The following is a 23103-nucleotide window of genomic DNA, read 5'->3' as shown; positions in this document are numbered from 1 at the left end:
CCTCATCAGTAGGAGACCGCGGCGATCTCATAGGCGCGGGAGCCGCCGGGGGCCGGCACTTCCACGCTATCGCCCACCTTCTTGCCCATCAGCGCCTTGGCCAAGGGTGAGGTGAGGGAGATCGAGTTCGTCTTCATGTCGGCCTCATACTGGCCAACGATGCGATAGGTCTTTTCCTCGTCGCTCTCTTCGTCCACCACGGTCACATGGGCGCCGAAGCGCACCTGGGGCCCGGAAAACTTGGAAACGTCGATGACTTCGGAGGAAGGAATGATCGATTCCAGCTCCGCGATCCGGCCTTCGATGAAGGACTGACGTTCCCGCGCCGCGTGGTATTCGGCATTCTCAGAAAGGTCACCATGGGCGCGCGCCTCCGCGATGGCGCGGATCACCGCAGGGCGTTCCTCCACCCGCAAATGCTTCAGCTCTTCCTCGAGCTTCGCGAGCCCCGGTGCCGTGATCGGGAACTTCTGCACTGTATTGTCACCTCTCACCAATGGGAAAGGGCGGCCAGTTGCCTGCCCGCCCGTACCGGTCATTCAGGGGAGTTGGCGGTCAGAAACCTGCGCGCGCCCGCTCAAAACGTCCCTTGAGAGTAGGATTGCAGCGGCGCGACATCAAGGGTTCCCGCTCGCAGGGCCGCGATCGCGTGCACCGCAGCACGCGCACCGGCCAAAGTGGTGTAGTGCGGCACCGCCTGAGTCAGGGCGCTGCGGCGGATATCGAAGCTGTCCGTCACGCTCTGCCCGCCTTGGGCGGTGTTGATCACCAGCTGGATATCGCCGTTCTTGATGGCGTCCACACAATGCGGGCGGCCTTCCATCACCTTGTTCACCCGGGCGCAGGGAATGCCCGCTTCCTCAAGCTTCGCGGCGGTGCCCCGCGTGGCCAGCAGGCCGAAGCCCATATCGACCAGGCGGCGCGCCAGCTGCACGGCGGCGGACTTGTCGCTGTTCTTCACGCTGATGAAAGCGGTGCCGGAGGCCGGCAGCTTCACACCCGCGCCCAGCTGAGACTTCAGGAAAGCCCGCTCGAAGGACAGGTCGAGGCCCATCACCTCGCCGGTGGACTTCATCTCGGGGCCCAGGATCACGTCCACATTCGGGAAGCGGTTGAAGGGGAACACCGCCTCCTTCACCGCGACGTGGCGGGGCACGGCATCGTCATCCAGCTTGAACTCGGACAGCAGCGTGCCGGCCATGATCAGCGCGCCGATCTTGGCTACCGGCACACCGGTCGCTTTGGCCACGAAGGGCACGGTGCGGGAGGCACGGGGGTTCACCTCCAGCACGTAGATCTCGTTGTCCTTCACCGCGTACTGCACGTTCATCAGCCCCTGCACCTTCAGGGCGCGGGCCATGGCCTCGGTCTCGGCCTTCAGCTCCGTCACGATGGCGGGCGGCAGGGAGTAGGGCGGCAGGGAGCAGGCGCTGTCGCCGGAATGGATGCCGGCTTCCTCGATGTGCTCCATCACGCCGGCCACATAGACATTGCCCTCGCGGTCGCAGACGCAGTCCACATCCACCTCGATGGCGTCCTGCAGATACTGGTCGATCAGGATGGGGTTCTCGCCCGAGACCTTCACGGCCTCGGCGCCGAAGCGACGGAGCTGCTCGGGGCTATAGGCGATTTCCATCGCCCGGCCGCCCAGCACATAGGACGGGCGGACCACCACCGGATAGCCGATGCGCTCAGCCTGGACCAACGCTTCATCCAGATTGCGGGCGATGCCGTTCTGCGGCTGCTTCAGGCCCAGGCCCTTCAGAAGCTGCTGGAAACGCTCGCGGTCCTCGGCGATGTCGATCGCCTCGGCGCTGGTGCCCAGGATGGGGATGCCGGCCTTGGACAGATACTGGCTGAGCTTCAGCGGCGTCTGGCCGCCATACTGCACGATGCAGCCCAGCAGCTCGCCGTCCTGCTTTTCCTTCTCCAGGATCGCCAGCACGTCCTCATGGAACAGCGGCTCGAAATACAGCCGGTCGGAAGTGTCGGGGTCGGTCGAGACGGTTTCCGGGTTGCAGTTGACCATGATGGTCTCGATGCCGACTTCCTTCAGGGCGTAGGCGGCATGGACGCAACAATAGTCGAACTCGATGCCCTGGCCGATGCGGTTCGGACCGCCGCCCAGGATCGCGACCTTCTTCCGGCCGGTGGGCCGGGATTCGCAGACCGGCACATCGAATCCACCCTCATAGGTGGAGTACATGTAGGGCGTCTCGGAGGCGAATTCGCCGGCGCAGGTGTCGATGCGCTTGTACACCGGCAGCACGCCCAGCTTGGCGCGCAGGGCCGTTACGTCCGTCTCCTTGCGGCCCGACAGGCGGGCGAGCTGGACATCGGAGAAACCCAGCGCCTTCAGCTTGCGCATGGCCAGCGCGGTGCCGGGCAGGCCATGCGCCGTCACATCGCGCTCGGCGGCGATGATCTTCTCCACCTCACGCAGGAACCAGGGCTCGAACTTGCTGACCTCGGCGATCTCCTCGACCGTCAGCCCGGCGCGCAGGGCCTCGCCCGCCATCAGGATGCGGTTGGGCGCGGGCTGGGCCAGGGCGGCCCGGAAGGCCTCATGGCTGGCATCGCCGGGGCGCTCCACCGGGTCGAGGCCCGAGAAACCCGTCTCCAGGCTGCGCAGGCCCTTCTGCAGGGCCTCGGAGAAGCTGCGGCCGATGGCCATGGCTTCACCGACCGACTTCATGCTGGTGGTCAGCAGCGCCGGGGTGCCGGGGAATTTCTCGAAGGTGAAGCGGGGGATCTTCACGACCACATAGTCGATGGTCGGCTCGAAGCTGGCGGGGGTGACGCGCGTGATGTCGTTCGTCAGCTCATCCAGCGTGTAGCCCACGGCCAGCTTCGCCGCGACCTTGGCGATCGGGAAGCCGGTGGCCTTGGAGGCCAGCGCGGAGGAGCGGGAGACGCGCGGGTTCATCTCGATGATGGTCATGCGACCATCCTTCGGGTTGATCGCGAACTGCACGTTGGAACCGCCGGTGTCCACGCCGATCTCGCGCAGGCAGGCAATGGAGGCATCGCGCATGCGCTGGTATTCGCGATCGGTCAGCGTCAGTGCCGGGGCAACCGTGATGCTGTCGCCGGTGTGGATGCCCATCGGGTCCAGATTCTCGATGGAGCAGATGATGATGCAGTTGTCCGCGCTGTCGCGGACCACCTCCATCTCATACTCCTTCCAGCCCAGCACGCTTTCCTCGATCAGCACCTCGGTGGTCATCGAGGCATCGAGACCGGCGGCCACGATCTGCTCGAATTCCTCGGTGTTGTAGGCGATGCCGCCACCCGTGCCGCCCAGCGTGAAGGAGGGGCGGATCACGCAGGGCAGGCCGATGATCTTCAGCGCGGCGCGCGCCTGCTCCATGCTGTGCGCGATTTCGCTGGCCGGGCTCTCGATGCCGATCTTGGCCATGGCATCGCGGAATTTCTGCCGGTCCTCGGCCTTGTCGATCACCTCGGCCTTGGCGCCGATCAGCTCGCAGCCGTACTTCTCCAGCACGCCGGCCTCGGCCAGCTTCAGGGAGGTGTTGAGCGCGGTCTGCCCGCCCATGGTGGGCAGCAGCGCGTCCGGGCGCTCCTTGGCGATGATCTTCTCGACGATCTCGACGGTGATCGGCTCGATATAGGTGGCATCCGCCAGGCCGGGATCGGTCATGATCGTGGCCGGGTTGGAGTTCACCAGGATGACGCGGTAGCCCTCCGCTCGGAGCGCCTTGCAGGCCTGGGCGCCGGAGTAGTCGAACTCGCAGGCCTGCCCGATCACGATCGGACCCGCGCCGATGATGAGGATGGACTTGATATCTGTGCGCTTGGGCATGGGGGCTACCGGAAAGGAGTGTTCAGGAAACGGCGCGAAGGCGCCGGCGCGGATGTGGTGTGGGCTCAGCCCATCGAGGCGAAACCGCCATCGACCGGGATGGCCGTGCCGGTGACGAAGCGTGCTTCCTCACTGGCCAGGAAGACGGCGATCGCCGCCAGATCGTCGGGCCTGCCCCATCGCCCGACGGGCGTGCGGGACAGGATCTTGTCGTACAGGCCCGGCACGTCGCGGCGGGCACCGTCGGTCAGCTCGGTCTCGATCCAGCCGGGCAGCACGGTGTTGGCCGTGATGCCCTCCGCGGCCCAGGCCGAGGCGAGGGACTTGGTATACTGCACCACCGCCCCCTTGCTGGCCCCATAGGCCGGCGAGAAGGGGACGCCGAAGATCGACAGGATCGAGCCGATATTGATGACCCGCCCGCGGCCGGAGGCCTTGAGCGAGGGATAGGCCGCCCGGGTCAGCCGCATCAGCGCGCCCAGGTTGATCTCCAGGATGGTCGCCCATTCGGCGTCGGAGATCTCCTCCGGCCGCTTGCGGATGTTCATCCCGGCATTGTTGATCAGGATGTCGAGGCGCCCGGCATCGGCCAGCACCTTCTCCACCAGTTGCTCCGTGGCACCAGGGGCCGAGAGGTCCAGTTCGATAGCGATGCTGCCGGCGGGGAGTTCCGCCAGCGCCTTGGCGTTCTTGGTCGGGTTGCGGCCGGTGATGACCACCCGCGCGCCGTGCTCGGCCAGCCCCTTGGCCATGCCGAGCCCAATGCCGCCATTCCCGCCGGTGACGAGCGCCACCGTTCCCGCAAGATTGAACATCGCCGCGTTCCTTCCCTGGCCCCGTCCTTGGCGCGCTCAGGCCGCGCGATTCTTGTCCATCAGCTCCGCGAAGCGGGTGAACAGGTAATGGCTGTCGGACGGCCCGGGCGAAGCTTCCGGGTGATACTGCACCGAAAAGGCGGGCAGCGCATCGCTGGCGATGCCTTCGTTGGAACCGTCGAACAGGCTGCGATGGGTCACGCGCACGCCTTCGGGCAGCGAAGCCTCATCCACGGCGAAGCCATGGTTCTGGCTGGTGATCTCCACCTTGCCGGTCGTCAGGTCCTTCACCGGCTGGTTCGCGCCGCGATGGCCACGGTCCATCTTGTAGGTGCTGGCGCCGAGCGACAGGGCCAGAAGCTGATGCCCCAGGCAGATGCCGAACACCGGCACCTTCTTCTCCAGCACTTCCCGGATGGCGGGGACGGCATAGACGCCGGTCGCCGCCGGGTCACCCGGGCCATTGCTCAGGAAGACGCCATCGGGCTGATGGCGCAGGATTTCCTCGGCGGTCGCGGTCGCGGGCACGACGGTCACGTCGCAACCCACCTCGACCAGGCTGCGCAGGATGTTGCGCTTGGCGCCGTAATCCACCGCCACCACGCGGTAACGCGGGCTGGGGACGGGCTGGAAGCCCTCACCCCAGCGCCAGGTGCTGCCGGACCAATGATAGGTCTGGCGGGTGGTCACGTCCTTGGCGAGGTCCATGCCCTCCAGCCCCGGCCATTCGCGGGCCTGAGCCACCAAGGCCGGGATGTCGAAACGGCCGTTCTCCGGGAAGTGCAGCACGCCGTTGGGCGCGCCCAGGTCACGGATCCGCGCCGTGAGCGAGCGGGTATCGACGCCGGAAATGCCGGGCACGCCATGCCGCTTCAGCCAGCCATCCAGATGGGCCACGGCGCGCCAGTTCGCGGGCTCCGTCACATCCTGCTTCACGACCAGGCCACGGGCGGCGGGGTTGGTCGCCTCCTCGTCCTCGGCATTCGTGCCGACATTGCCGATATGCGGGAAGGTGAAGGTGATGATCTGCCCGGCATAGGACGGATCGGTCAGGGTTTCCTGATAGCCGGTCATGCCCGTGTTGAAGCAGATCTCGGCCACCTGGGTGCCATGGGCACCGAAGCCACGGCCCCAGAGCACCGCGCCATCGGCCAGCACCAGGGCGGCCGTGGCACCTTCGGGCACTTCCGTGACGGCGGGAACCTGCTCGGCCCCCGGCATCTCAGAGAAGTCCAGCCCGGTGGCCGCGACGATGGCGGACCAATGCTTGGCGGGAATGGCCTTGGCCTGGCGCCACTTTCGTAGCGCCTCGGTCCCGAGGCTCAGGCGCTGGGCGGCCGCATCAGGGCCACCGAGAAGGGAGATGATATCTTCGACACTGCGCATGCCCCGGACATACCGGGATTAGATTTCCCAACGCAAGCCTTTTCCGAAGCGTGGGAAGTTTTTTCCCTCAGCCCCGACGGCGACGCGCGGGCGTGGGTTCCCGTTCCGGATTTCCCGCCGGCGGCCCGCCGACCTGCCCGGCATCGAAGCCCAGGAAGCCGACATCCTCACGCGCGGCACCGCCATCGCGCGCCCAGAGCCGCGCACGCGGCGGAGGGGCCGGGGGCGCGGGAACAGCCGCGGAGGCGGCAGGGCGCTGGGCCTCACGGCCACGGCCCGTCCGGGCGGGCGCAGCCGCCCGGCCCGGTTCCGGCGCGTCACCGGCGCCAGGCCCGGAGGGGCCGCGCAGGGACAGGATGTAGAAGATCATCTCCGGCCGCCCCTGATCCACGGCCGAGTCGAGCGCGGTCAGGCCCAGGGCGTTGCGCGCGCTGGTCTCGGCACCACGAGCCACGGCATCGCGGGCGGCGGGCACATCACCGCGAGAGATGGCATCGAACAGCGCATCGTTCGGGTTCATCGACGAACCGGGGGTCTGTGCCGGAATGACCGGGGCCTGGCGCCCCAGCAGGCCGGGCAGACCCGGCGGGCGTTCCCGCTGCTGCTGCTGCAACCGTGGGTCGGATGCCCCGGAGCCACCAGGCGCCGCCCCGCCGCTGCCAAGACGGCCTTGGGCCATCGCCAGGGAAGGAGCCATCACGGCCAGGGCGCAGAGCATGACAGGAAGACGCATGGCGACCTTCTAGCGCCCTTCTCGGCGCCAAGCCAGCAGCGTGAAGCCGGCAATCAGCAACAGGCTGGCCCAGGGGGGCAACAGGGAGGTGGCGCGCACCTCCGTCACCAGATGATCCTCATTCCGGCGCAGCCCCAGCCAGCCGCCGGCATTGCTGGCCGCCATGGCCCGCCCGGCGGGCACCCGTCGGAATTCCGGCATCTGCGCGCCATCCCCCACCCAGCGGAAGGCGCCGCCCGTATTGGCCATCGCCGGACGCAGCGGTTCCGGCGAGGCGCGCAGATCCTGATATTCCTGCGGATTGCCGGGAGGTACGGCCGCGAAGGCGACGCGCTGGCCAGCCGTGACACGCCATATGCCCGGGGCCGTGGCCTGCAGCTCCGCCACGCTGCGACCATGGCCGTCATCCTGCGCCGGCAGGCGCGTGACGGTGCCATCGGGGGCGCTGACCTCGAATTCCCGCGGTCCCGGCACCTGCAGGGTGCGGTGTTCGATCTGCAAGGCACCGCCAGCCTGGCGGGCACGCAGTTCCTCCTCCTCCAGCTGCGGCTCCCGCATCAGCCAATGCGCCAGGCGGCGCAGCAACTCCTGATGGGGCCCGCCGCCATCATGCCCGCGCGCCCACAGCCAGATGTGGTCCGACAGCATCAGCGCCACCCGCCCCTCACCCACCCGGTCCAGAATCAGAAGAGGGGAGCCGTTCGGCGCCTGCATCACGGCATTGCCGGAGCTCTGCGTGGCCCGCAGCAGCCGATACCAGCGGCCCCAGCTGGGCGTGGCGCCTGCCAGCAGATCGCTGGTCACGGGGTGCCGGCGGCCGATATCGGAGATCTGCGGCCGGTAGGGTTCTTCCAGCAACGCCTGGCCGCCGGGCAGCGGCCGCGCCGGCAGGATGGGCCCCAGCGGCGTGTTGGACAGGCTGGTGCCGCCGGTGAACTCCGGCCCCACCGAGACCAGCAGGGCGCCGCCCGCCCGCACGTAATCCGAGATGTTGCGCAGATAGGCCGGCGGCAGGATGCCGCGGTTGGAGAAGCGATCGAAAATGATCAGGTCGAATTCGCGAAGTTTCACGTGAAACAATTCGCGCACCGGGAAGGCAATCAGCGCCAACTCGTTCAACGGCGTCAGGTCGTCCTTTTCCGGCGGGCGCAGGATGGTGAAATGCACCAGATCCACGCCGGGGTCGGATTTCAGCAGGCGCCGCCAGGTGCGCTCGCCGGCATGCGGCTCTCCGCTGACCAACAGCACCCGCAGCCGGTCGCGGATGCCGTTCACGGTAAAGACCAGGCGGTTGTTCTCGGTGCTGACCTCGCCGGGCCGCTCCTCCACCACCGCCTCGACCACGGTCGGCCCGCCGCGCTCGATCGGCACGGAGATGATGTGCTCCTGCCCCAGGGGGAGGTTTTCCGTGCGCGGCGCGCCCCCATCGATGCGCACCGTCATCCGCGCGGTGCCGGAGGCGCGCGGCACGCCTAGATCCTCGGCCAGCACGCGCAGGTCCACGGTGCGGCCGATGATGCCGAAGCTCGGCCCCTCCACCAGGCGCAGCCGCCGGTCGATTTCACCGGCCTGGCCGGGCAGCAGGACATGGAAGGGGGCGGACAACATGGCGGCCCGCTCCGCCACGTCATGCACCTGGCCATCGGTGATGGCGACGATGCCAGCCAGGCGGGCGCGGGGGATTTCGGCCAGGGCCAGTTCCACCGCCTGCAGCAGTCTCGTGCCCTGCTGGCCTTCCTCCGGCACCTCCACCACGCGGGTTTCCAGGCGATCCAGCCCCTCCAGCCGCTGCATCAGCCATTGCCGGGCGGTGTCGATGGCGGCCGTGCGGTTCGCCACCAGCCGGGTGCTGTCGGAGCGATCGACGACGATCAGGGCGATATCCGGGCGCTCCTCCCGCACCTCGCTGACCCAGCGCGGGTTGAACAGGGCCAGCAGGCAGGCGGCGATGGCCAGCAGCCGATAGCCGGTGCCCGCGGCCCGCCGGAATAACAGGAAGCCGACCAGCAGAACGGCCAGCCCGGCCGCAACCATCAGGGTCCATTCCGGCACCAGCGGTGCGAAGTCGATGCGGAAGACGGAGCGGATCACGGGCGCGGTTCCGGCATGGTCAATTCCCCAGCCTTTCGAGAATGGCGGGGATATGCACCTGATCGCCCTTGTAGTTGCCGGTCAGGGCATAGATCACGAGGTTCACGCCGAACCGATAGGCCAGGGTGCGCTGCCGACTGCCGCCGGGGATGGCCGCATGCAGGTTCTGCCCCCGGTCATCCACCGCCCAGGCCCCGGCCCAGTCATGCCCGCCGATGATCACGGGGCTGACGCTGTCATTGGCCCGGTCCTGGTCCCGGGCGGCCCAGACGACCCCGCCGGTGAAGCGGCCCGGCAGATCGTTCAACAGATAGAAGGCCCGCCGGAGCACATGATCCTCCGCGACCGGGGCCAGGGCCGGCACGGCAAGCCCAGCCGTGACCCGGCGCAGCGCCGCGCGGGCACCGGGCGATTGGCCCTCGCCCGAACCTTCATCCCGGGTGTCGAGCACCAGGATGCCACCATTCTGCATGAAGGCATTCAGTGCCGCACGGCCCGCGGCATCGGGTGCCGGCGTGTTGGCCGTCACGGCCCAGTAGAGCAAAGGAAACACGGACAGGTCGGACTGGCCCGGCTGCACGCCCTGCGGCTCCGCCAAGGTCACGGAGGTCCGGCGATTCACATAGTCGCTCAGCCCCGCCATGCCCCGCCGCAAGGTATCGTCCAGGCTTGCGTCACCGGTCTGCACATAGGCAAGGCGCGGCGCATTCGCGAAGCCGCCTTCCTGTGCCCGCGCCCCCGGGACACAGGCCAGCAGCAAGGTGCAGCCCAGCGCCGCCACGCGCATCTGGCCCAGCAGGCCCCGCATCCGCGCCGAAAGCAGCAGGTCGAGCAGCAGCAGGCCCAGCGCCCCCAGCAGTAGCCAGGGCCCCCAGGCCCGGCCAGGCGCAGCCTCACTCAGCTCCAGCGCCAGCTGGCCATCCGGCAGTACCAGCGGCTCCAGCTTCTGCACCTGGCCACCGAGGTTCAGTGCCACCAGCGTCCCGTTCTCCAGACTGCCATTGCCGTACCAGCCCGGAGGATTGCGCGGGGAAGGCACGGGCTGCGCCACCGCGTTCAGTGGCGCGACCGTGGCGGACGGCCGGCCCAGCCGCCCCAACCCGTCGAGCAGCTGGTTGGGCGGCAACGGCATGTCTCCGGCCTCCGAGGCGTTGCCCGCGCCATTGGCCTGGGCCACGATCAGCCGCAGCATCCGCACGAACAGGCCGGACAGGGCCAGGTTCGACCACTCCGCCGTGGGCGGCACATGGAACAGCACGATGCGCCCCGCACCCCGGGTCTCGGCGGTGATCAGGGGCGTGCCATCGGTCAGCCGGGCCCAGGTGCGTTCGGTCAGCCTGGGTGACGGGTCGGCCAGGACCTGGCGCTCCACGGTCACGTCCTGGGGCGGCGTCAGCCCGGCGAAGGGGGAATTCTCCGGGAAGGAGCCCAGCCCTTGCGGGCGCTCCCAGCTCATCCCGCCGCCCAGCGCGCGCTCATTCCGCAGGCGGACAGGCAACAACGGATCCTGCCGTTCCGCCAGGGCGGAGCCCGCGAAACGCACCAGCACACCGCCCCGGTTCACCCATTCGCCGATCAGGGCCTGATCGGCGGGCGAGCCGATGGTGCGGTCGGGAATGAACAGCACCGACAGCGAGCGGGCCAGCAGGCTGTCCAGCGTGCCGCGCCGCAGCTCGGCGAAGGGCTGCAGGGCGCGCTCCAGATAATAGAATTCTCCCAGCAGGGGCGTCTGCGCCTCGGGCGCGTCGCCGCTCAGCAATCCCACCGGGCGGCGGCGGAAACGTTCATCGAGCAGGAATACACTGCCAGCCGAGGTGTCCCCTTCGATCTCGATGCTGGTGACCTGGTTGCGGATCTCGGAGGGCAGCAGCAGCGAGGCGGTGCCGGTCTCAACCCCGCGTTCCAGCCGCATGGCGACCGATCCCACCGCCCTGCCATCCGCGGTGCGGGCCAGAATGCGGCGCTCGGCCGGCAGTTGGGAGGGTGTCTGCGCCAGGGAGACCACCAGCGCCTCCCCTTCCTGCCGGGGCGGCAGCAGAATACGGCGGGGATTGCCGAAGGCACCACGGACAGCGACTTCGCCAACACCACGCAGGGCGTCCATCAACCCGGCTTCGGCCAACCCGTCCGCCAGATAGGTCACGCGTACCGGATCGCGCTGTTGGTTGCGCCACGGGGCCAGGGCCGCGACCGCGGCCTGATGGTCACGCGGCCAGGGCTTGGGCTGCAATTGCTCCAGCGTGGCGCGCAATTCGGGGGCGGGCATGGGCGGCGTCACGATGGGCGGCAGATCCGGCCCGCGGAATGCCGTGGTCAGCAAGGCCACCCGGGCCCCATCCCGGCCGGCCGCGTCCACCTCGGCCAGGGCCCGGGCACGCCGGGCCGACCAGTCGAGCCCCGAGGCCCAGCCATCATCCAGCACCAGCAGCCGGATGGCATCGGCTGTTTCCACCCCGCGCGAGCCGAGAATCGGGTTGGCCAGGCCGATGATGAACCCCGCCACCACCAGGCAACGCAGCAGCAGGATGTACCAGGGCGTGCGCGCCACCGTCTCCTCCTGCACCGGCAGGCGGCGCAGCAGGAACAGGGTGGGAAAGACCTCTCGCCGGGGTTGCGGCGGCAGCACGCGCAGCAGCCACCACAGCGCCGGCAGGCCAAGCAACGCCACCAACAGGATAGGTGCCGCGAAACTCATCGCTGGCTCGCCAGCGCATGCCAGATGGCCAGCAGCGCGGGAGAGGCCGCCTCCTCCGTGCCGCAGGTGACCAGCGTGCCGCCCAGATGCGTCGCCACCTGGCGCAGCCCTTCCTGATGCGCCTGGAAGCGCAAGGCATAGGTCTCAGCGGCGGAAGAAGCGTTGCGCAGCAATTCCCGGTGCTCGCCGGCCGCATCACGCAGTTCGATGCGGCCGGCGTAGGGAAGTTGGGCTTCGGCCGGGTCGAGCACCTGAACCAGCGCGGGCCGGGGCGCGAGGCCCGCGACGGGGCCGATCAGCGCCGCCACCTCGGGCAACTCGAACAGGAAATCACTGATCAGCAGCAACCGTGCGTGGCGCGGCACCACCGCCGCGTCCAGGTCGAACGCATAGGTGGGGATAGCCTGAGCCAGCCGCTCGATGGCAGAGCGGCCCTGGAAGTTGCGAAGCTCGGCGCCGGCCAGCCGCACGCGCTCTCCGGCGCGCAGCAGCAGGATACCGGCCGCCAGCGCCAGCAACTGCGCCCGCATCCGCTTGGTGACAGGGGCGGCACGGCTGCGCCAATCCAGCCGGGAAGCCGGATCAAGCCACAGCACGACCGTCTGCGCCGCCTCCCACTCCGTCTCCCGGATCGAGACCCGGTCGGAGCGCGCGGAGCGCCGCCAGTCGATCCGGTTCACCGGGTCACCAGGCATGAAGGGGCGATACTGCCAGAAACTGTCGCCCGAGCCGCTGCGCCGGCGCCCGTGGCTGCCCTGCATCACTGTGGAGGCCACCCGCTCGGCCTCCACCAGCAGGCCCGGAAGCCTGGCCGCGAGGGATTGCGCGGCGGCGAGTTGGTCAGCCAATGGTCGCCTTCAATTCATCGATCAGGCTGGCGATCGTCACACCATCCGCCCGCGCGGAGAAGGTCAGCGCCATGCGATGCCGCAACACGGGGTCGGCCAGGGCCAGCACATCCTCCACGCTCGGCGCCAACCGGCCGGAAAACAAGGCGCGGGCGCGGGTGGCCAGCATCAGCGCCTGGGCGGCACGCGGGCCAGGGCCCCAGGACAGGCTGGAGGCCAACCGCTGGGAAGCCGCCGTCTCCGGCCTCGCGCCGCGCACCAGGCGCAGGATGGCCGTCACGACGTCGTCGGGCACCGGCAGGCGGCGCACCAGGGCCTGGGCCGCCAGCAATTCCTGCCCGGACAGCACCGGATTGGCCCGTGCCTCCTGCGCGCCGGTCGTGGCCAGCAGCATCTGGCGCTCGGCGGCCTCATCCGGGTAGCGCACCTCCACCTCCAGCAGGAAGCGGTCGAGCTGGGCCTCCGGCAGGGGATAGGTGCCTTCCTGCTCGATGGGGTTCTGGGTGGCCAGAACGTGGAAGGGGCGGGGCAGAGGCATGATCTCGCCGCCCACGGCCACCTTGCCCTCCTGCATGGATTGCAACAGGGCGGACTGGGTGCGCGGAGAGGCACGGTTGATCTCGTCCGCCATCAGCAACTGGCAGAATACCGGCCCCTTGATGAAGCGGAAACCGCGCCGGCCATCGGCGCCTTCCTCCAGCACCTCGCTGCCCAGGATGTCGGCCGGCATCAGGTCCGGCGTGAACTGCACGCGACGGGCATCCAGGCCCAGCACGGTGGCCAGGGTCTCCACCAGCTTGGTCTTGCCGAGGCCGGGCACACCCACCAGCAGCACATGCCCGCCAGACAGGATGGTGACCGTGACCTGCTCGATCACACCATCCTGGCCGAGGATCACCCGCCCCACCTCATCCTTCACCCGGCTGAGCCGATCCGCGATCGCCTCCGCCTGCGACGCCATGTCCAGAGCCTGTTCCATTGCAGCCACGTCGGTGCGCTCTCCCATCCAGGCGGCGTCCTTCCTATATTGGCTCGCAGACAGCGAGCTTGAGTAGGAATTTTAGGTTGGCCGACCCGTTTCACAACATGCCGCAGGGCGGATGCCTGCCGTCGCTCGGGCAGCAGCCCTTGAAGCGGCCCGATGGCAAGTGGAATTGCGGCGACCTGGACATGTTCATCGCGCGCGATGGCACCTGGTTCTACAAAGGCTCGCCCATCGGCCGCAAAGAACTGGTCTGCCTGTTCGCCTCGGTACTGAAGCGTGAGGCAGATGGTTCCTACTGGCTGGAAACGCCGGTGGAGCGCGGTCTTGTCCGCGTGGAGGACGCGCCTTTCATCGCGGTCGAACTGTTCTGGAAGGCCGATAACGGCAAGCAGACGCTTAGCTTCCGGACCAATCTCGATCAAATGGTCACGGCGGATGCCGAACACCCGATCAGCGTCCATATCTGCCCGATCTCCCGCGAGCCCCGCCCTTATGTCACGGTGCGGCCGGGGCTGGAGGCCAAGATCAGCCGTTCTGTCTTCTATGAGATGGTCGCACTGGCCGATTCCGAGGAACTGGACGGGAAATCCGTCTTGGGTGTCTGGAGCGAAGGCGTGTTCTTTCCCATCGACGATCTGCCTGGGGATGCGGCTTGAACCTCGACCCCACCACGCTGACGGCGCTGCTCCAGCGCGAGCATCTGCCCGCCAGCGACTCGACGCCATCGCTGAAACCCGCGGCGGTGCTGGTGCCCCTGGTCACGCGGCCCGATCCCACCATCCTGCTGACATTGCGCACCAAATCGCTCTCCAGCCATGCCGGGCAGGTGGCCTTCCCCGGCGGGCGGATCGAGATGGGAGAAACCCCGGACGAGGCCGCGCTACGTGAGGCGCAGGAGGAAATCGGCCTGCCGCGGGAGCTGGTGAAGCGAATCGGGCGGCTGCCGGAGCACATCACTGGCACCGGCTATCGCGTCACCCCCATCGTGGGGCTGGTGCGGCCTGACTTCGAAGTCATGCCGGAAGCCGGCGAGGTGGAGGAAGTGTTCGAGGTCCCCCTCAGCATGATCCTGGACCCCGCCGCCCCGCGCCGCGAATCGAAGATGTGGTCTGGCCGGATGCGGGAATACTGGGTGTGGCCGCATGAAAAACATTTTATCTGGGGCGCCACGGCCGCGATTCTGGTGAATCTGGCCACCGCCATGCGAGGGGAGCGTTGAGCCTTCCCGCCATGCTGCGCCAAGGCGTGGTGCGGGAATTGCTGACCGCCCTGCCCGGCGCCCGCGTGGTGGGCGGCGCCGTGCGGGACCATCTGGCCGGGCGGCCCATCCATGACATCGATGTGGGTTCCGCCTTTCCGCCGGAAGAAGCCACCACCCGCCTGCGGCAGGCCGGCTTCCGGATTTTCGAAACCGGACTGGACCACGGCACCGTCACCGCGGTCCGGCACGGCACGTCTGTCGAAGTGACGACGCTGCGGCGCGATGTGGAGGCGGATGGGCGCCACGCCTCGGTTGCCTGGACGCGGAACTGGCGTGAGGACGCGGAGCGGCGGGACTTCACCATCAACGCCATGAGCATGGATGCCCATGGCAATCTGTTCGACTATTTCCAGGGCCAAGCCGATCTGCGGGTCGGGCGCGTGCGCTTCATCGCCGATGCCGCGACCCGGATCCGGGAAGATTACCTGCGCTCCCTGCGCTTCTTCCGGTTCTGGGCCCGTTACGGCCGAGGGGCGCCGGATGCCGAGGCCATGGCCGCCATCGCCGGCCATCTGGACGGGCTGCGCATCCTCTCCGTCGAGCGGGTCTGGATGGAATTCAAGCGGTTGCTGGAAGCCCCCGACCCTTGCGACGCGCTGGAACACATGCAGGCCAGCGGCGTCTGGCCGACCCTGCTGGCCGAGGCAGCCCCCGTGGACACGCGCCTGTTGCGTGAACTGATCCGGCGCCAGGCTCCGCGCGATGCCCTGCTGCGCTTCGCGGCCCTGCTGCCGCCAGGCGCCCCCGCCCATGCCATCGCCAGCCGGCTGAAATTCTCAGGGGATGAGGCCGCCCGCCTCAAACTGCTGCGGCGCCGGGACATCCCGCCCCCCGCCAGCGCCGTGGACAAGCGCGGCATGCGGCTGTTCCTGCTGGCCGTGGCCCGCAACGGCCACGATCCACAGCCGGACGCCGAAGCCTGGCTGTGGCTGCGTGAGGCCGAGGGGCTGTCCCCCCCCGATATCCGCGAAGCCCTTGGTCAGGTCGCGGTGCCGGTCTTCCCCCTGCAAGGCCGGGATCTGCTGGCGCTGGGCTACGCCGCCGGGCCGGAGATGGGCCGGACACTGCAACAGCTCCGCGCCTGGTGGGTGGCCGAGGGTGCCGAGGCCGGGCGCGAAGCCTGCCTGCTCCGGCTCGCGGAACTCGCCAAGCCGGGCCATGCCTGATAGGCGGCTGCCATGCACGGTACCTTCCCATTGCTCCGCCGCCTCTGGCAGGAAGTCCTCTCCCCGCTGAAATCCCGGATCGCGCTGGCGATCCTGGCGACGCTGGGGCTCGCGGGCATCACGGCGCTCTATCCCATCGTCATCCAGCAGGCCTTCGACCGCTTCACGGCGGGCGATGCCTCGGTGATCTGGGTGCTGCCGCCCACCATCATCGTGGTGACGAGCCTGCGCGGCGCCTTCCTCTATCTGCAGCAGTATGTGCTGCACGGCACCGTGCTGCGCGCCATCGAGACCTTGCAGCAGAAGATGTTCTCGGCCCTGACCCGGGCGGATTTGAACGTGATCGGGCGCTGGGCCCCGGCGCGCCAGGCCTCCCGCTTCACCACCGACGCCACCGTGATCCGCGATGCGCTGTCCCGCGCGCTCAATGGGCTGGGGGACGTGTTCACGGTGATCGGGCTGGTGGGGTCCATGCTGTGGCTGGACTGGCAGCTCGCGGCCATGGCGGCCCTGCTCTATCCCATCGCCGCCTGGCCGATCGTGAATCTGGGCAAGCGCATCCGGCGCGCCAGCGCCGGCATGCAGGACCGCATTGGTGAGACAGCGGCGCTGGTGACCGAAAGCTTCGCGGGAGCGCGGGTCGTCCGCGCCTATGGGCTGGAGGAGATCGAGGAGCGCCGGGCTTTCGGCGCCTTCGGCGAGCTGCGCAAATCCCTGTTCGCCATCGCCGTGACCCGCGCCCGGGTGGACCCGGTGCTGGAGGCCCTGGGCGGGCTGACCGTGGCCGCCGTGCTGGGGCTGGTCGGCTGGCGGGTGGCCGCGGGCTACGGCACGATCGGCGAGTTCACGGGCTTCGTGGCCGCGCTGCTCATCGCCTCCCGCCCCGTGCGGTCGCTGGGCGCGATGAATGCCGTGCTGCAGGAGGGGCTGGCGGGCCTGGCCCGTGTGTTCGAGGCCTGCGATGAGCCCCGCCGCATCAACTCCGCCCCGGGCGCCGCGCCTCTGGCCGAAGGGCCGGGCCGGGTCGAGTTCCGCGACGTGAATTTCCGCTACGCCGAATCGGAGCCGCTGGCGCTGGCGGATATCTCCTTCACGGCGGAGCCTGGCACCACCCTGGCCCTGGTCGGCCCCTCCGGCGCCGGCAAATCCACCGCGCTGATGCTGCTGCCACGCCTGTTCGATGCCAGCGGCGGGCACATCCTGCTGGATGGCCAGGATGTGCGGCAGGTCACGCTGGATAGCCTGCGCCTGTCCATCGCCTATGTCGGGCAGGACAGCCTGATCTTCGACGATACCGCCCTGGCCAACATCCTGTGCGGCCGGCCCGGCGCGACGGAGGCTGAGGTGGTCGAGGCCGCCTCCGCCGCCCAGGCGCATGAATTCATCGCCAGCCTGCCGGATGGCTACAAGACGCGGCTTGGCTCGGGCGGCGGCCGGCTTTCGGGCGGGCAGCGGCAGAGGATCTCCCTGGCGCGGGCCCTGTTGCGCAATCCGCGCGTGCTGCTGCTGGACGAAGCCACCAGCGCGCTGGATGCCGACAATGAAGCCGCCGTGCAGGAAGCCCTGGGCCGGCTGCGCAAGGGCCGGACCAGCCTGGTGATCGCCCATCGCCTGTCCACCGTGCAGAACGCCGACACCATTCTGGTGATGGACCAGGGGCGCATCGTGGAGCGCGGCACCCACCGTTCGCTGATCGAGGCGGATGGCGTCTATGCCCGGCTGGTGCGGGCCCAGACATTCGCCAGCTAGGCCGCTGAAGCACGCCGCATATTTCCGCATGCCTGCCCCGCGCGCGGAAATTTTTTCAGTGCGGCGATAGGGCTGGACATTCGTGAATCCCAGTGTAGAAAGCGCCCCGGACGGGCGCTTAGCTCAGTTGGTAGAGCAGCTGACTCTTAATCAGCGGGTCCACGGTTCGAGCCCGTGAGCGCCCACCACTTCCGTTCATTTGAGGACTTGTTCACTGTCATCCATGCGTGTCACTCCGCATGGTGGCGCAGGGGAGCCTGGATGATGTTGGCTGATCGGGAGAGTCTGCAGCGCCAGCTGCACCAGCTTCGCAGTGAGCATCGCGACCTCGACACCGTCATCATGCGCAGTCTCGATGGCGTGGTGGACCAATTGCACATCCAGCGCCTGAAGAAGCGTAAGCTTCGCCTCAAGGATGACATCGCCAGGCTGGAAAGCCAGCTCCTTCCGGATATTTCTGCGTGACGATCAAGACGGATACGGATGCCCCTGTCGTGGGCATCATCATGGGCAGCACATCTGACTGGCAGACCATGGAACACGCGGCGAATGTGCTGCGGCAGTTGGAAGTTCCCTTCGAAACCCGCGTCGTTTCGGCCCACCGCACCCCGGACCGGCTGGTGGAATACGCCAAGTCGGCGGCCGGACGCGGCCTGAAGGTGGTGATCGCGGGCGCCGGCGGCGCCGCCCACCTGCCGGGCATGGCCGCCAGCATGACCGCCCTGCCGGTGCTGGGCGTGCCGGTCGAGTCCCACGCCCTCAAGGGCATGGATAGCCTGCTGTCGATCGTGCAGATGCCCGGCGGCATCCCGGTGGGCACGCTGGCCATCGGCAAGGCCGGCGCCATCAATGCCGCCCTGCTGGCCGCGGCCATCCTGGCGCTGGGCGACTCCGGGCTGGCGCAGCGCCTGGCCGCCTGGCGCGCGCGGCAAACCGATGGCGTTCCGCATGACCCGCAATAACCTGCCCCTCCCGCTTGGCTCGACCATCGGCATTCTGGGTGGCGGCCAGCTGGGCCGGATGTCCGCCATGGCGGCGGAGCGGCTGGGCTATCGCCCGCACATCTATTCGGTGGAACAGGATTCGCCCGGCGCCCAGGTGGCGGCCGATGTCACTTACGGGGCCTTTGATGACATCGAGGCCGTCGCGGCATTCGCCGCCAAGGTGGATGTCCTCACTTTCGAGTTCGAGAATATTCCCCGCGCCACGCTGGAATATCTGGCGACCCTGCCGCATTGCCGCCCGAACATCGACGCCATCCTGATCTGCCAGGACCGGATCGCCGAGAAGACCTGGATGGAGACCTCCTCCATCACAGTGGCCGAGTGGCTACAGGTTTCATCGCTGGCCGATATCGACACGGCCTGCGCCAAGCTGGGCTTCCCGTTCGTCCTCAAGACCACCCGTATGGGCTATGACGGCAAGGGGCAGGCCGTGGCCCGCAGCCGCGAGGACGCCATCGCGGCCTTTGAGCATCTGGCCCCGCACCCGCTGATCGCCGAAGCTTTCGTGCCTTTCGAGCGCGAGATCTCGATCGTGCTGGCGCGGGGGGTGGGTGGCGAGTTGGCGATCTATGAGCCGGTGGAGAACATCCATCAGCACCATATCCTGCACCAATCCATCCTGCCCGCGCGGCTGAGCGCGGAACAAACGAATATTTGCACGGGCTATGCCGCGCGCCTGGCGGAAGCGTTAGGCTTCGTGGGGGTCATGGCCCTGGAAATGTTCGCGTTGCCGGATGGCCGTATCCTGGGCAACGAGATCGCGCCAAGGCCGCACAACTCAGGCCATTGGACAATGGACGCATGTCCTTGCAGTCAATTCGACCAACATATTCGCGCTGTCGCCGGTTTGCCGCTCGGGACGACTGAACGTCATTTCGACGTCGTGATGCACAATTTGGTGGGGACAGAGGGTTTCAACGCCTGGTCTCCCCTCCTCGCGCAGAAGAATGTCGTGCCGCACTGGTATGGCAAGACCGAGGTCCGCAAGGGCAGAAAACTTGGCCACGCCAATGAGTTGTGGGCCAAGGGGACAATGCGCTAAGAAGGTTTCGCGACAGGGGTCCGACCGCCCCTGTGGTGTTTTAGTCACAGTGTGTGGAAATGGTCGATCTGGTAGTGCCCATCGTGGCGTTATCGCGTTATGTTTGAGCGACGCAGTGATGGGCCCTTGCAACGTGGGGTGCTCCACACCGCGATCAGCTTGGGTTTGCATCGAGGAGAGATGAAATGAGCCTCAAGAAGGCGCTTCTGGCGGCGACGATGCTGTCGCTGCCGATCGCGGCGCAGGCACAGCCGATCACCGGCCTGTATGTGGGTGCCGGCGCTGGCGTGAACTATCGCCAGGACAGCAACTACAGCCTCCGCGGCGCGGGTGTGAACCTGCGTGACCGCACCGAGACCCGCGTCGGCTATGCCGGCGTTGGCAGCATCGGCTGGGGCTTCGGCAACGGCTTCCGCGCTGAGATCGAAGGCAACTACCGCTACAACCAGATCGACCACGCTTTCCGTGGCTCGCGTCTGAACGGCGGCGGCGTGCATCAGTACGGCGCGATGGTCAACGCCCTGTATGACTTCGACCTGACCGGCTTCGGCGTCAGCCCGCGCACCTTCAGCCCCTACCTGGGCGTTGGCGTTGGCTACATCTGGTCCCAGTACCGCAATGTTCGCGGTGCGGTGACGGGCGCTTCCCTGCGCCTGAACGACACGGACGGCCAGTTCGCCTACCAGGGCATCGTCGGTGGCGCCTTCGGCCTGGGCGACGTCGTCCCCGGCCTGGCCCTGACCGTCGAATACCGCTTCATGGGCACCCTGGAGCCGACGATCAACGGCACCCTGAACGGCCGCGCCGTGCGCGCCGAGGGCACGAACTATAACCACACCGGCCTCGTCGGTCTGCGTTATGCGTTCAACACCCCGCGCCCCGTGCCCGTGGCTGCCCCGGTGGCTCCGGCCCCCGTGCAGACCGTGGCTCGCACCTACCTCGTGTTCTTTGACTGGAACCGTGCCGATCTGACCGATCGCGCGCGCCAGATCATCGCCGAGGCCGCGACGGCCCGCACGACCGTGTCCTCGACGCGCATCGAAGTGTCCGGCCACGCCGACCGCTCCGGCACGCCGCAGTACAACCAGGCGCTGTCCATGCGTCGCGCTGAGTCGGTTGCCGCTGAGCTCGCCCGCCGTGGCGTGCCCCGCAGCGAGATGGTCATCCAGGCGTTCGGCGAGAGCCGCCCCCTGGTGCCGACCGCCGACGGCGTGCGTGAGCCGCAGAACCGCCGCGTTGAGATCGTTCTCAAGTAATCTCGGCGAGTTCTTCGAGTATGGGAGGGGAGGCGAAAGCCTCCCCTCTTTTTTTGTGCCTTAAAGCCCGCGCTCAGCGCGGGTCGCCGCCAGATCATCTTCGCGAAACGCGGCCACAATATCCGGCAGACCAACCTGCTCCTGGAAGCCCAGGCGACGGGCCCGTGCGGAAGCGAAACGGGCGGGCCATCCCCCCACGATTCCGGCCACCGTCGCGTCAGGCTCCTGCTTCACCAATGCCCGCTCAGCTGGCGACAGCGCGGCCAGCATCTCTCGCACAGTCACGGTCAGGCCGGGCGGATTGATGCCCCGGTCCGTACCGAGCGGCGCCGTATCCATGGCGGCTGCGTGCAGCAGCCATTCCACCACCACCCGCGGGGAACTGACCCACAGGGCGAAATCCTCACCCACCGGCAATGGTGTTTCCAGGCCCAGCAGCGGTTCGCGCAGAATCGCGGAGACAAAGCTGGAGGCGGCCTTGTTCGGCCGCCCGGGCCGGATGATCACAGTGGGCAGGCGGATATTCACCGCGTCCAGCATGCCTCGCCGCGACGCATCCTGCAGCATCAGCTCGGCGGCGGCCTTTTCGGCGCCATAGCTGTTCAGTGGCATCTGCCGGGCGTCGTCGGGCATTTCGGCCTGCTGGCTGCCGGAAAAGCTGGCGACGGAACTGGTGAACACGATGCGAGGCGGCACCGCGCAACGCCGCGCCGCGTCGATCAGCGCCAGACTGCCCAGCAGGTTCACCCGCACCCCCAGATCGAAATCCGCCTCGGCCGCCGCGCTGACCACAGCCGCCAATTGGAACACGACCTGCGTGTCCGCGGGCACCGCCTGCGCGACCGCCGCGGCATCCGCCACGTCCCCCGCCAGGCAGCGCACCGGAAATGCGGCGCCCGTGGGCGGTTGCGGCGTGGTGATGTCGAACAACGTCAGCCCTGTGACAGCCTGCCCCCTCAGGGAACCATCCCGCGCCAACCGCGCGGCCAGCTTGCGGCCCAGAAAACCACCACCACCCAGAATCGTGATGTGCATATCCCCCCCTTCCCGGCTCATGCCTGTCGCGCGCACCATGGGCGCATGATTGGACACCATTCTTACAGCCTCTTTCTCAATCCGCGCCACGGCACCCCTGGGGTGGTCGTGCTGCCAGACGGCGGCTGGCGCCGGGCGAAAGCCGAAATCACGTCCTGGCCCGGCTATGCCCCCACTCCTCTGCGCGAGCTGCCCCCGGCCCCGTTTGCCGCGCTTCACTACAAGGATGAAGGCGGACGCTTCGGCCTCGGCTCCTTCAAGGCGCTGGGGGGCGCCTATGCCGTGATGCGCCTGGTGGTATCGGAGCTGGCCAAGCACGGCCGCCACACCACAGGCGCGGAACTGCTGGCGAAGAAGGATGCCGGCGACATCACCGTCACCTGCGCCACGGATGGCAATCACGGGCGCTCCGTCGCCTGGGGGGCGCAGAACATCGGCGCGCGATGTGTGATCTATGTGCATGATACGGTCAGCCAGGGCCGCCGGGATGCCATCGCAGCCTATGGGGCCGATGTGCGGGAAGTGCCCGGCAACTATGACGATGCGGTGCGTGAAGCCTCCCGCGCGGCGGCGGAACACGGCTGGCACGTGGTCAGCGACACCTCCTGGCCTGGCTATACCGAGGTGCCGCGCGACGTGATGCAAGGCTATCGCCTCATGGCGGAGGAAGCGCTGGCGGCCCTGCCCCAGCCCCCCACCCATGTGTTCGTGCAGGGTGGTGTGGGCGGCGTGGCAGCCGCTGTCTCCGTGCAGCTGCGCAGCATGGGCCTGGATGCGAAGCTGATCGTGGTGGAGCCGGACGAAGCCGCCTGCCTGCTGAAATCAGCCCAGGCCGGCGCGCTTTCCGTGGTCGAGGGCGATCTGCCCACACTCATGGCCGGTCTGGCCTGCGGCGAGCCTTCCCTGCTCGCCTGGCAGGAGCTGGAGCGCGCCGCCTTCGCCTTCATGGCCGTGCCGGACAAGGCCGCGGTTGAAGCGATGCGCGCCCTGGCGGGGCTTGGCATTACGGCGGGCGAATCGGCGGTGGCCGGCCTGGTCGGGGCCTGGCTGGCAGGCCGTGATGGCGCGCTGGGCCTGGGGCCGGACAGCCGCGTGCTGGTCTTCGGCACCGAAGGGGCCACCGATCCGCAGCTCTATGCGGAACTCGTCGGCGCTGCTTCACCCAGTTGACGCTAATATGTCATAACTTTGCAATGTCGCGGGTCTAAGGCCGC

Annotated in this window: 19 protein-coding genes and 1 tRNA gene; 10 read left to right on the top strand and 10 right to left on the bottom strand. The window is 68.2% G+C overall.

Going from position 1 to position 23103, the window contains the following annotated elements; all coding sequences use genetic code 11:
* Window positions 1-5: 5 nt before the first annotated feature.
* The 9 genes from greA to GT007_RS03885 form a co-directional block, all read right to left on the bottom strand.
* Window positions 6-476, bottom strand: a complete 471-nt coding sequence (gene greA, locus GT007_RS03925; RefSeq protein WP_160120251.1) for a transcription elongation factor GreA — start codon at window positions 474-476, stop codon at window positions 6-8.
* A 101-nt stretch (window positions 477-577) separates the two neighbouring features.
* Window positions 578-3823, bottom strand: coding sequence for a carbamoyl-phosphate synthase large subunit (carB, locus tag GT007_RS03920; RefSeq protein WP_160120250.1), 3246 nt, complete (start codon window positions 3821-3823; stop codon window positions 578-580).
* A gap of 65 nt (window positions 3824-3888) precedes the next feature.
* Window positions 3889-4617: an SDR family NAD(P)-dependent oxidoreductase gene (locus GT007_RS03915; protein WP_236571488.1), complete on the bottom strand. Its 729-nt coding sequence runs from the start codon at window positions 4615-4617 to the stop codon at window positions 3889-3891.
* A gap of 57 nt (window positions 4618-4674) precedes the next feature.
* Window positions 4675-6024 carry a glutamine-hydrolyzing carbamoyl-phosphate synthase small subunit gene (gene carA / locus GT007_RS03910; protein WP_160120248.1) on the bottom strand — a complete coding sequence of 450 codons (1350 nt, stop codon included), beginning with the start codon at window positions 6022-6024 and terminating at the stop codon, window positions 4675-4677.
* Between the two features lie 67 nt (window positions 6025-6091).
* Window positions 6092-6757 carry an ankyrin repeat domain-containing protein gene (locus GT007_RS03905; protein WP_160120247.1) on the bottom strand — a complete coding sequence of 222 codons (666 nt, stop codon included), beginning with the start codon at window positions 6755-6757 and terminating at the stop codon, window positions 6092-6094.
* A 9-nt stretch (window positions 6758-6766) separates the two neighbouring features.
* Window positions 6767-8848: a hypothetical protein gene (locus tag GT007_RS03900; protein ID WP_160120246.1), complete on the bottom strand. Its 2082-nt coding sequence runs from the start codon at window positions 8846-8848 to the stop codon at window positions 6767-6769.
* A 19-nt stretch (window positions 8849-8867) separates the two neighbouring features.
* On the bottom strand, window positions 8868-11543 hold the full coding sequence (locus GT007_RS03895) for a DUF4159 domain-containing protein (RefSeq protein ID WP_160120245.1): 2676 nt from the start codon (window positions 11541-11543) through the stop codon (window positions 8868-8870).
* The gene (locus GT007_RS03890) at window positions 11540-12391 is read right to left on the bottom strand and encodes a DUF58 domain-containing protein (RefSeq protein ID WP_160120244.1); all 852 of its coding nucleotides are present in this window, start codon (window positions 12389-12391) and stop codon (window positions 11540-11542) included. The genes GT007_RS03895 and GT007_RS03890 overlap by 4 nt, the downstream gene beginning before the upstream one ends.
* Entirely contained in the window at window positions 12384-13397 is a 1014-nt protein-coding gene (locus GT007_RS03885) for an AAA family ATPase (protein ID WP_160120243.1), read from the bottom strand. The genes GT007_RS03890 and GT007_RS03885 overlap by 8 nt, the downstream gene beginning before the upstream one ends.
* A 59-nt stretch (window positions 13398-13456) precedes the next feature.
* Here GT007_RS03885 and GT007_RS03880 point away from each other — a divergent pair, with 59 nt between their 5' ends.
* The 9 genes from GT007_RS03880 to GT007_RS03840 all read left to right on the top strand — a co-directional run bounded on the left by GT007_RS03880 (window position 13457) and on the right by GT007_RS03840 (window position 20854).
* Window positions 13457-14032 carry a DUF1285 domain-containing protein gene (locus GT007_RS03880; RefSeq protein ID WP_236571487.1) on the top strand — a complete coding sequence of 192 codons (576 nt, stop codon included), beginning with the start codon at window positions 13457-13459 and terminating at the stop codon, window positions 14030-14032.
* Window positions 14029-14595, top strand: coding sequence for a CoA pyrophosphatase (locus tag GT007_RS03875; protein WP_160120242.1), 567 nt, complete (start codon window positions 14029-14031; stop codon window positions 14593-14595). Before GT007_RS03880 ends, GT007_RS03875 begins: the two co-directional genes overlap by 4 nt.
* On the top strand, window positions 14592-15803 hold the full coding sequence (locus tag GT007_RS03870) for a CCA tRNA nucleotidyltransferase (RefSeq protein ID WP_236571486.1): 1212 nt from the start codon (window positions 14592-14594) through the stop codon (window positions 15801-15803). Before GT007_RS03875 ends, GT007_RS03870 begins: the two co-directional genes overlap by 4 nt.
* Window positions 15804-15833: 30 nt before the next feature.
* A complete protein-coding gene (locus GT007_RS03865) occupies window positions 15834-17552 on the top strand; it encodes an ABC transporter ATP-binding protein (protein WP_236571485.1) in 1719 nt (572 codons plus the stop codon).
* 112 nt (window positions 17553-17664) lie between these two features.
* A tRNA-Lys gene (locus GT007_RS03860) sits at window positions 17665-17740 on the top strand.
* Between the two features lie 76 nt (window positions 17741-17816).
* The gene (locus tag GT007_RS03855; RefSeq protein ID WP_160120497.1) at window positions 17817-18017 is read left to right on the top strand and encodes a YdcH family protein; all 201 of its coding nucleotides are present in this window, start codon (window positions 17817-17819) and stop codon (window positions 18015-18017) included.
* 41 nt (window positions 18018-18058) lie between these two features.
* Window positions 18059-18514, top strand: coding sequence for a 5-(carboxyamino)imidazole ribonucleotide mutase (gene purE, locus GT007_RS03850; RefSeq protein ID WP_160120496.1), 456 nt, complete (start codon window positions 18059-18061; stop codon window positions 18512-18514).
* Complete coding sequence (locus tag GT007_RS03845; RefSeq protein ID WP_160120240.1) at window positions 18501-19598, top strand: 5-(carboxyamino)imidazole ribonucleotide synthase; 1098 nt, start codon at window positions 18501-18503, stop codon at window positions 19596-19598. Before purE ends, GT007_RS03845 begins: the two co-directional genes overlap by 14 nt.
* Before the next feature lie 185 nt (window positions 19599-19783).
* A complete protein-coding gene (locus tag GT007_RS03840; RefSeq protein ID WP_160120239.1) occupies window positions 19784-20854 on the top strand; it encodes an OmpA family protein in 1071 nt (356 codons plus the stop codon).
* 60 nt (window positions 20855-20914) lie between these two features.
* Here the strand turns inward: GT007_RS03840 and denD are convergent, their stop codons facing one another.
* Entirely contained in the window at window positions 20915-21889 is a 975-nt protein-coding gene (gene denD / locus GT007_RS03835; protein WP_160120238.1) for a D-erythronate dehydrogenase, read from the bottom strand.
* Window positions 21890-21997: 108 nt separating this feature from the next.
* Between denD and GT007_RS03830 the strand changes: the two genes are divergently transcribed.
* Entirely contained in the window at window positions 21998-23059 is a 1062-nt protein-coding gene (locus GT007_RS03830; protein ID WP_236571484.1) for a diaminopropionate ammonia-lyase, read from the top strand.
* Window positions 23060-23103: the final 44 nt, after the last annotated feature.

This window comes from Rhodovarius lipocyclicus (assembly GCF_009900765.1).
GTDB classification, from domain to species: domain Bacteria; phylum Pseudomonadota; class Alphaproteobacteria; order Acetobacterales; family Acetobacteraceae; genus Rhodovarius; species Rhodovarius lipocyclicus.
This window is presented reverse-complemented; position numbering and strand designations above follow the sequence as displayed.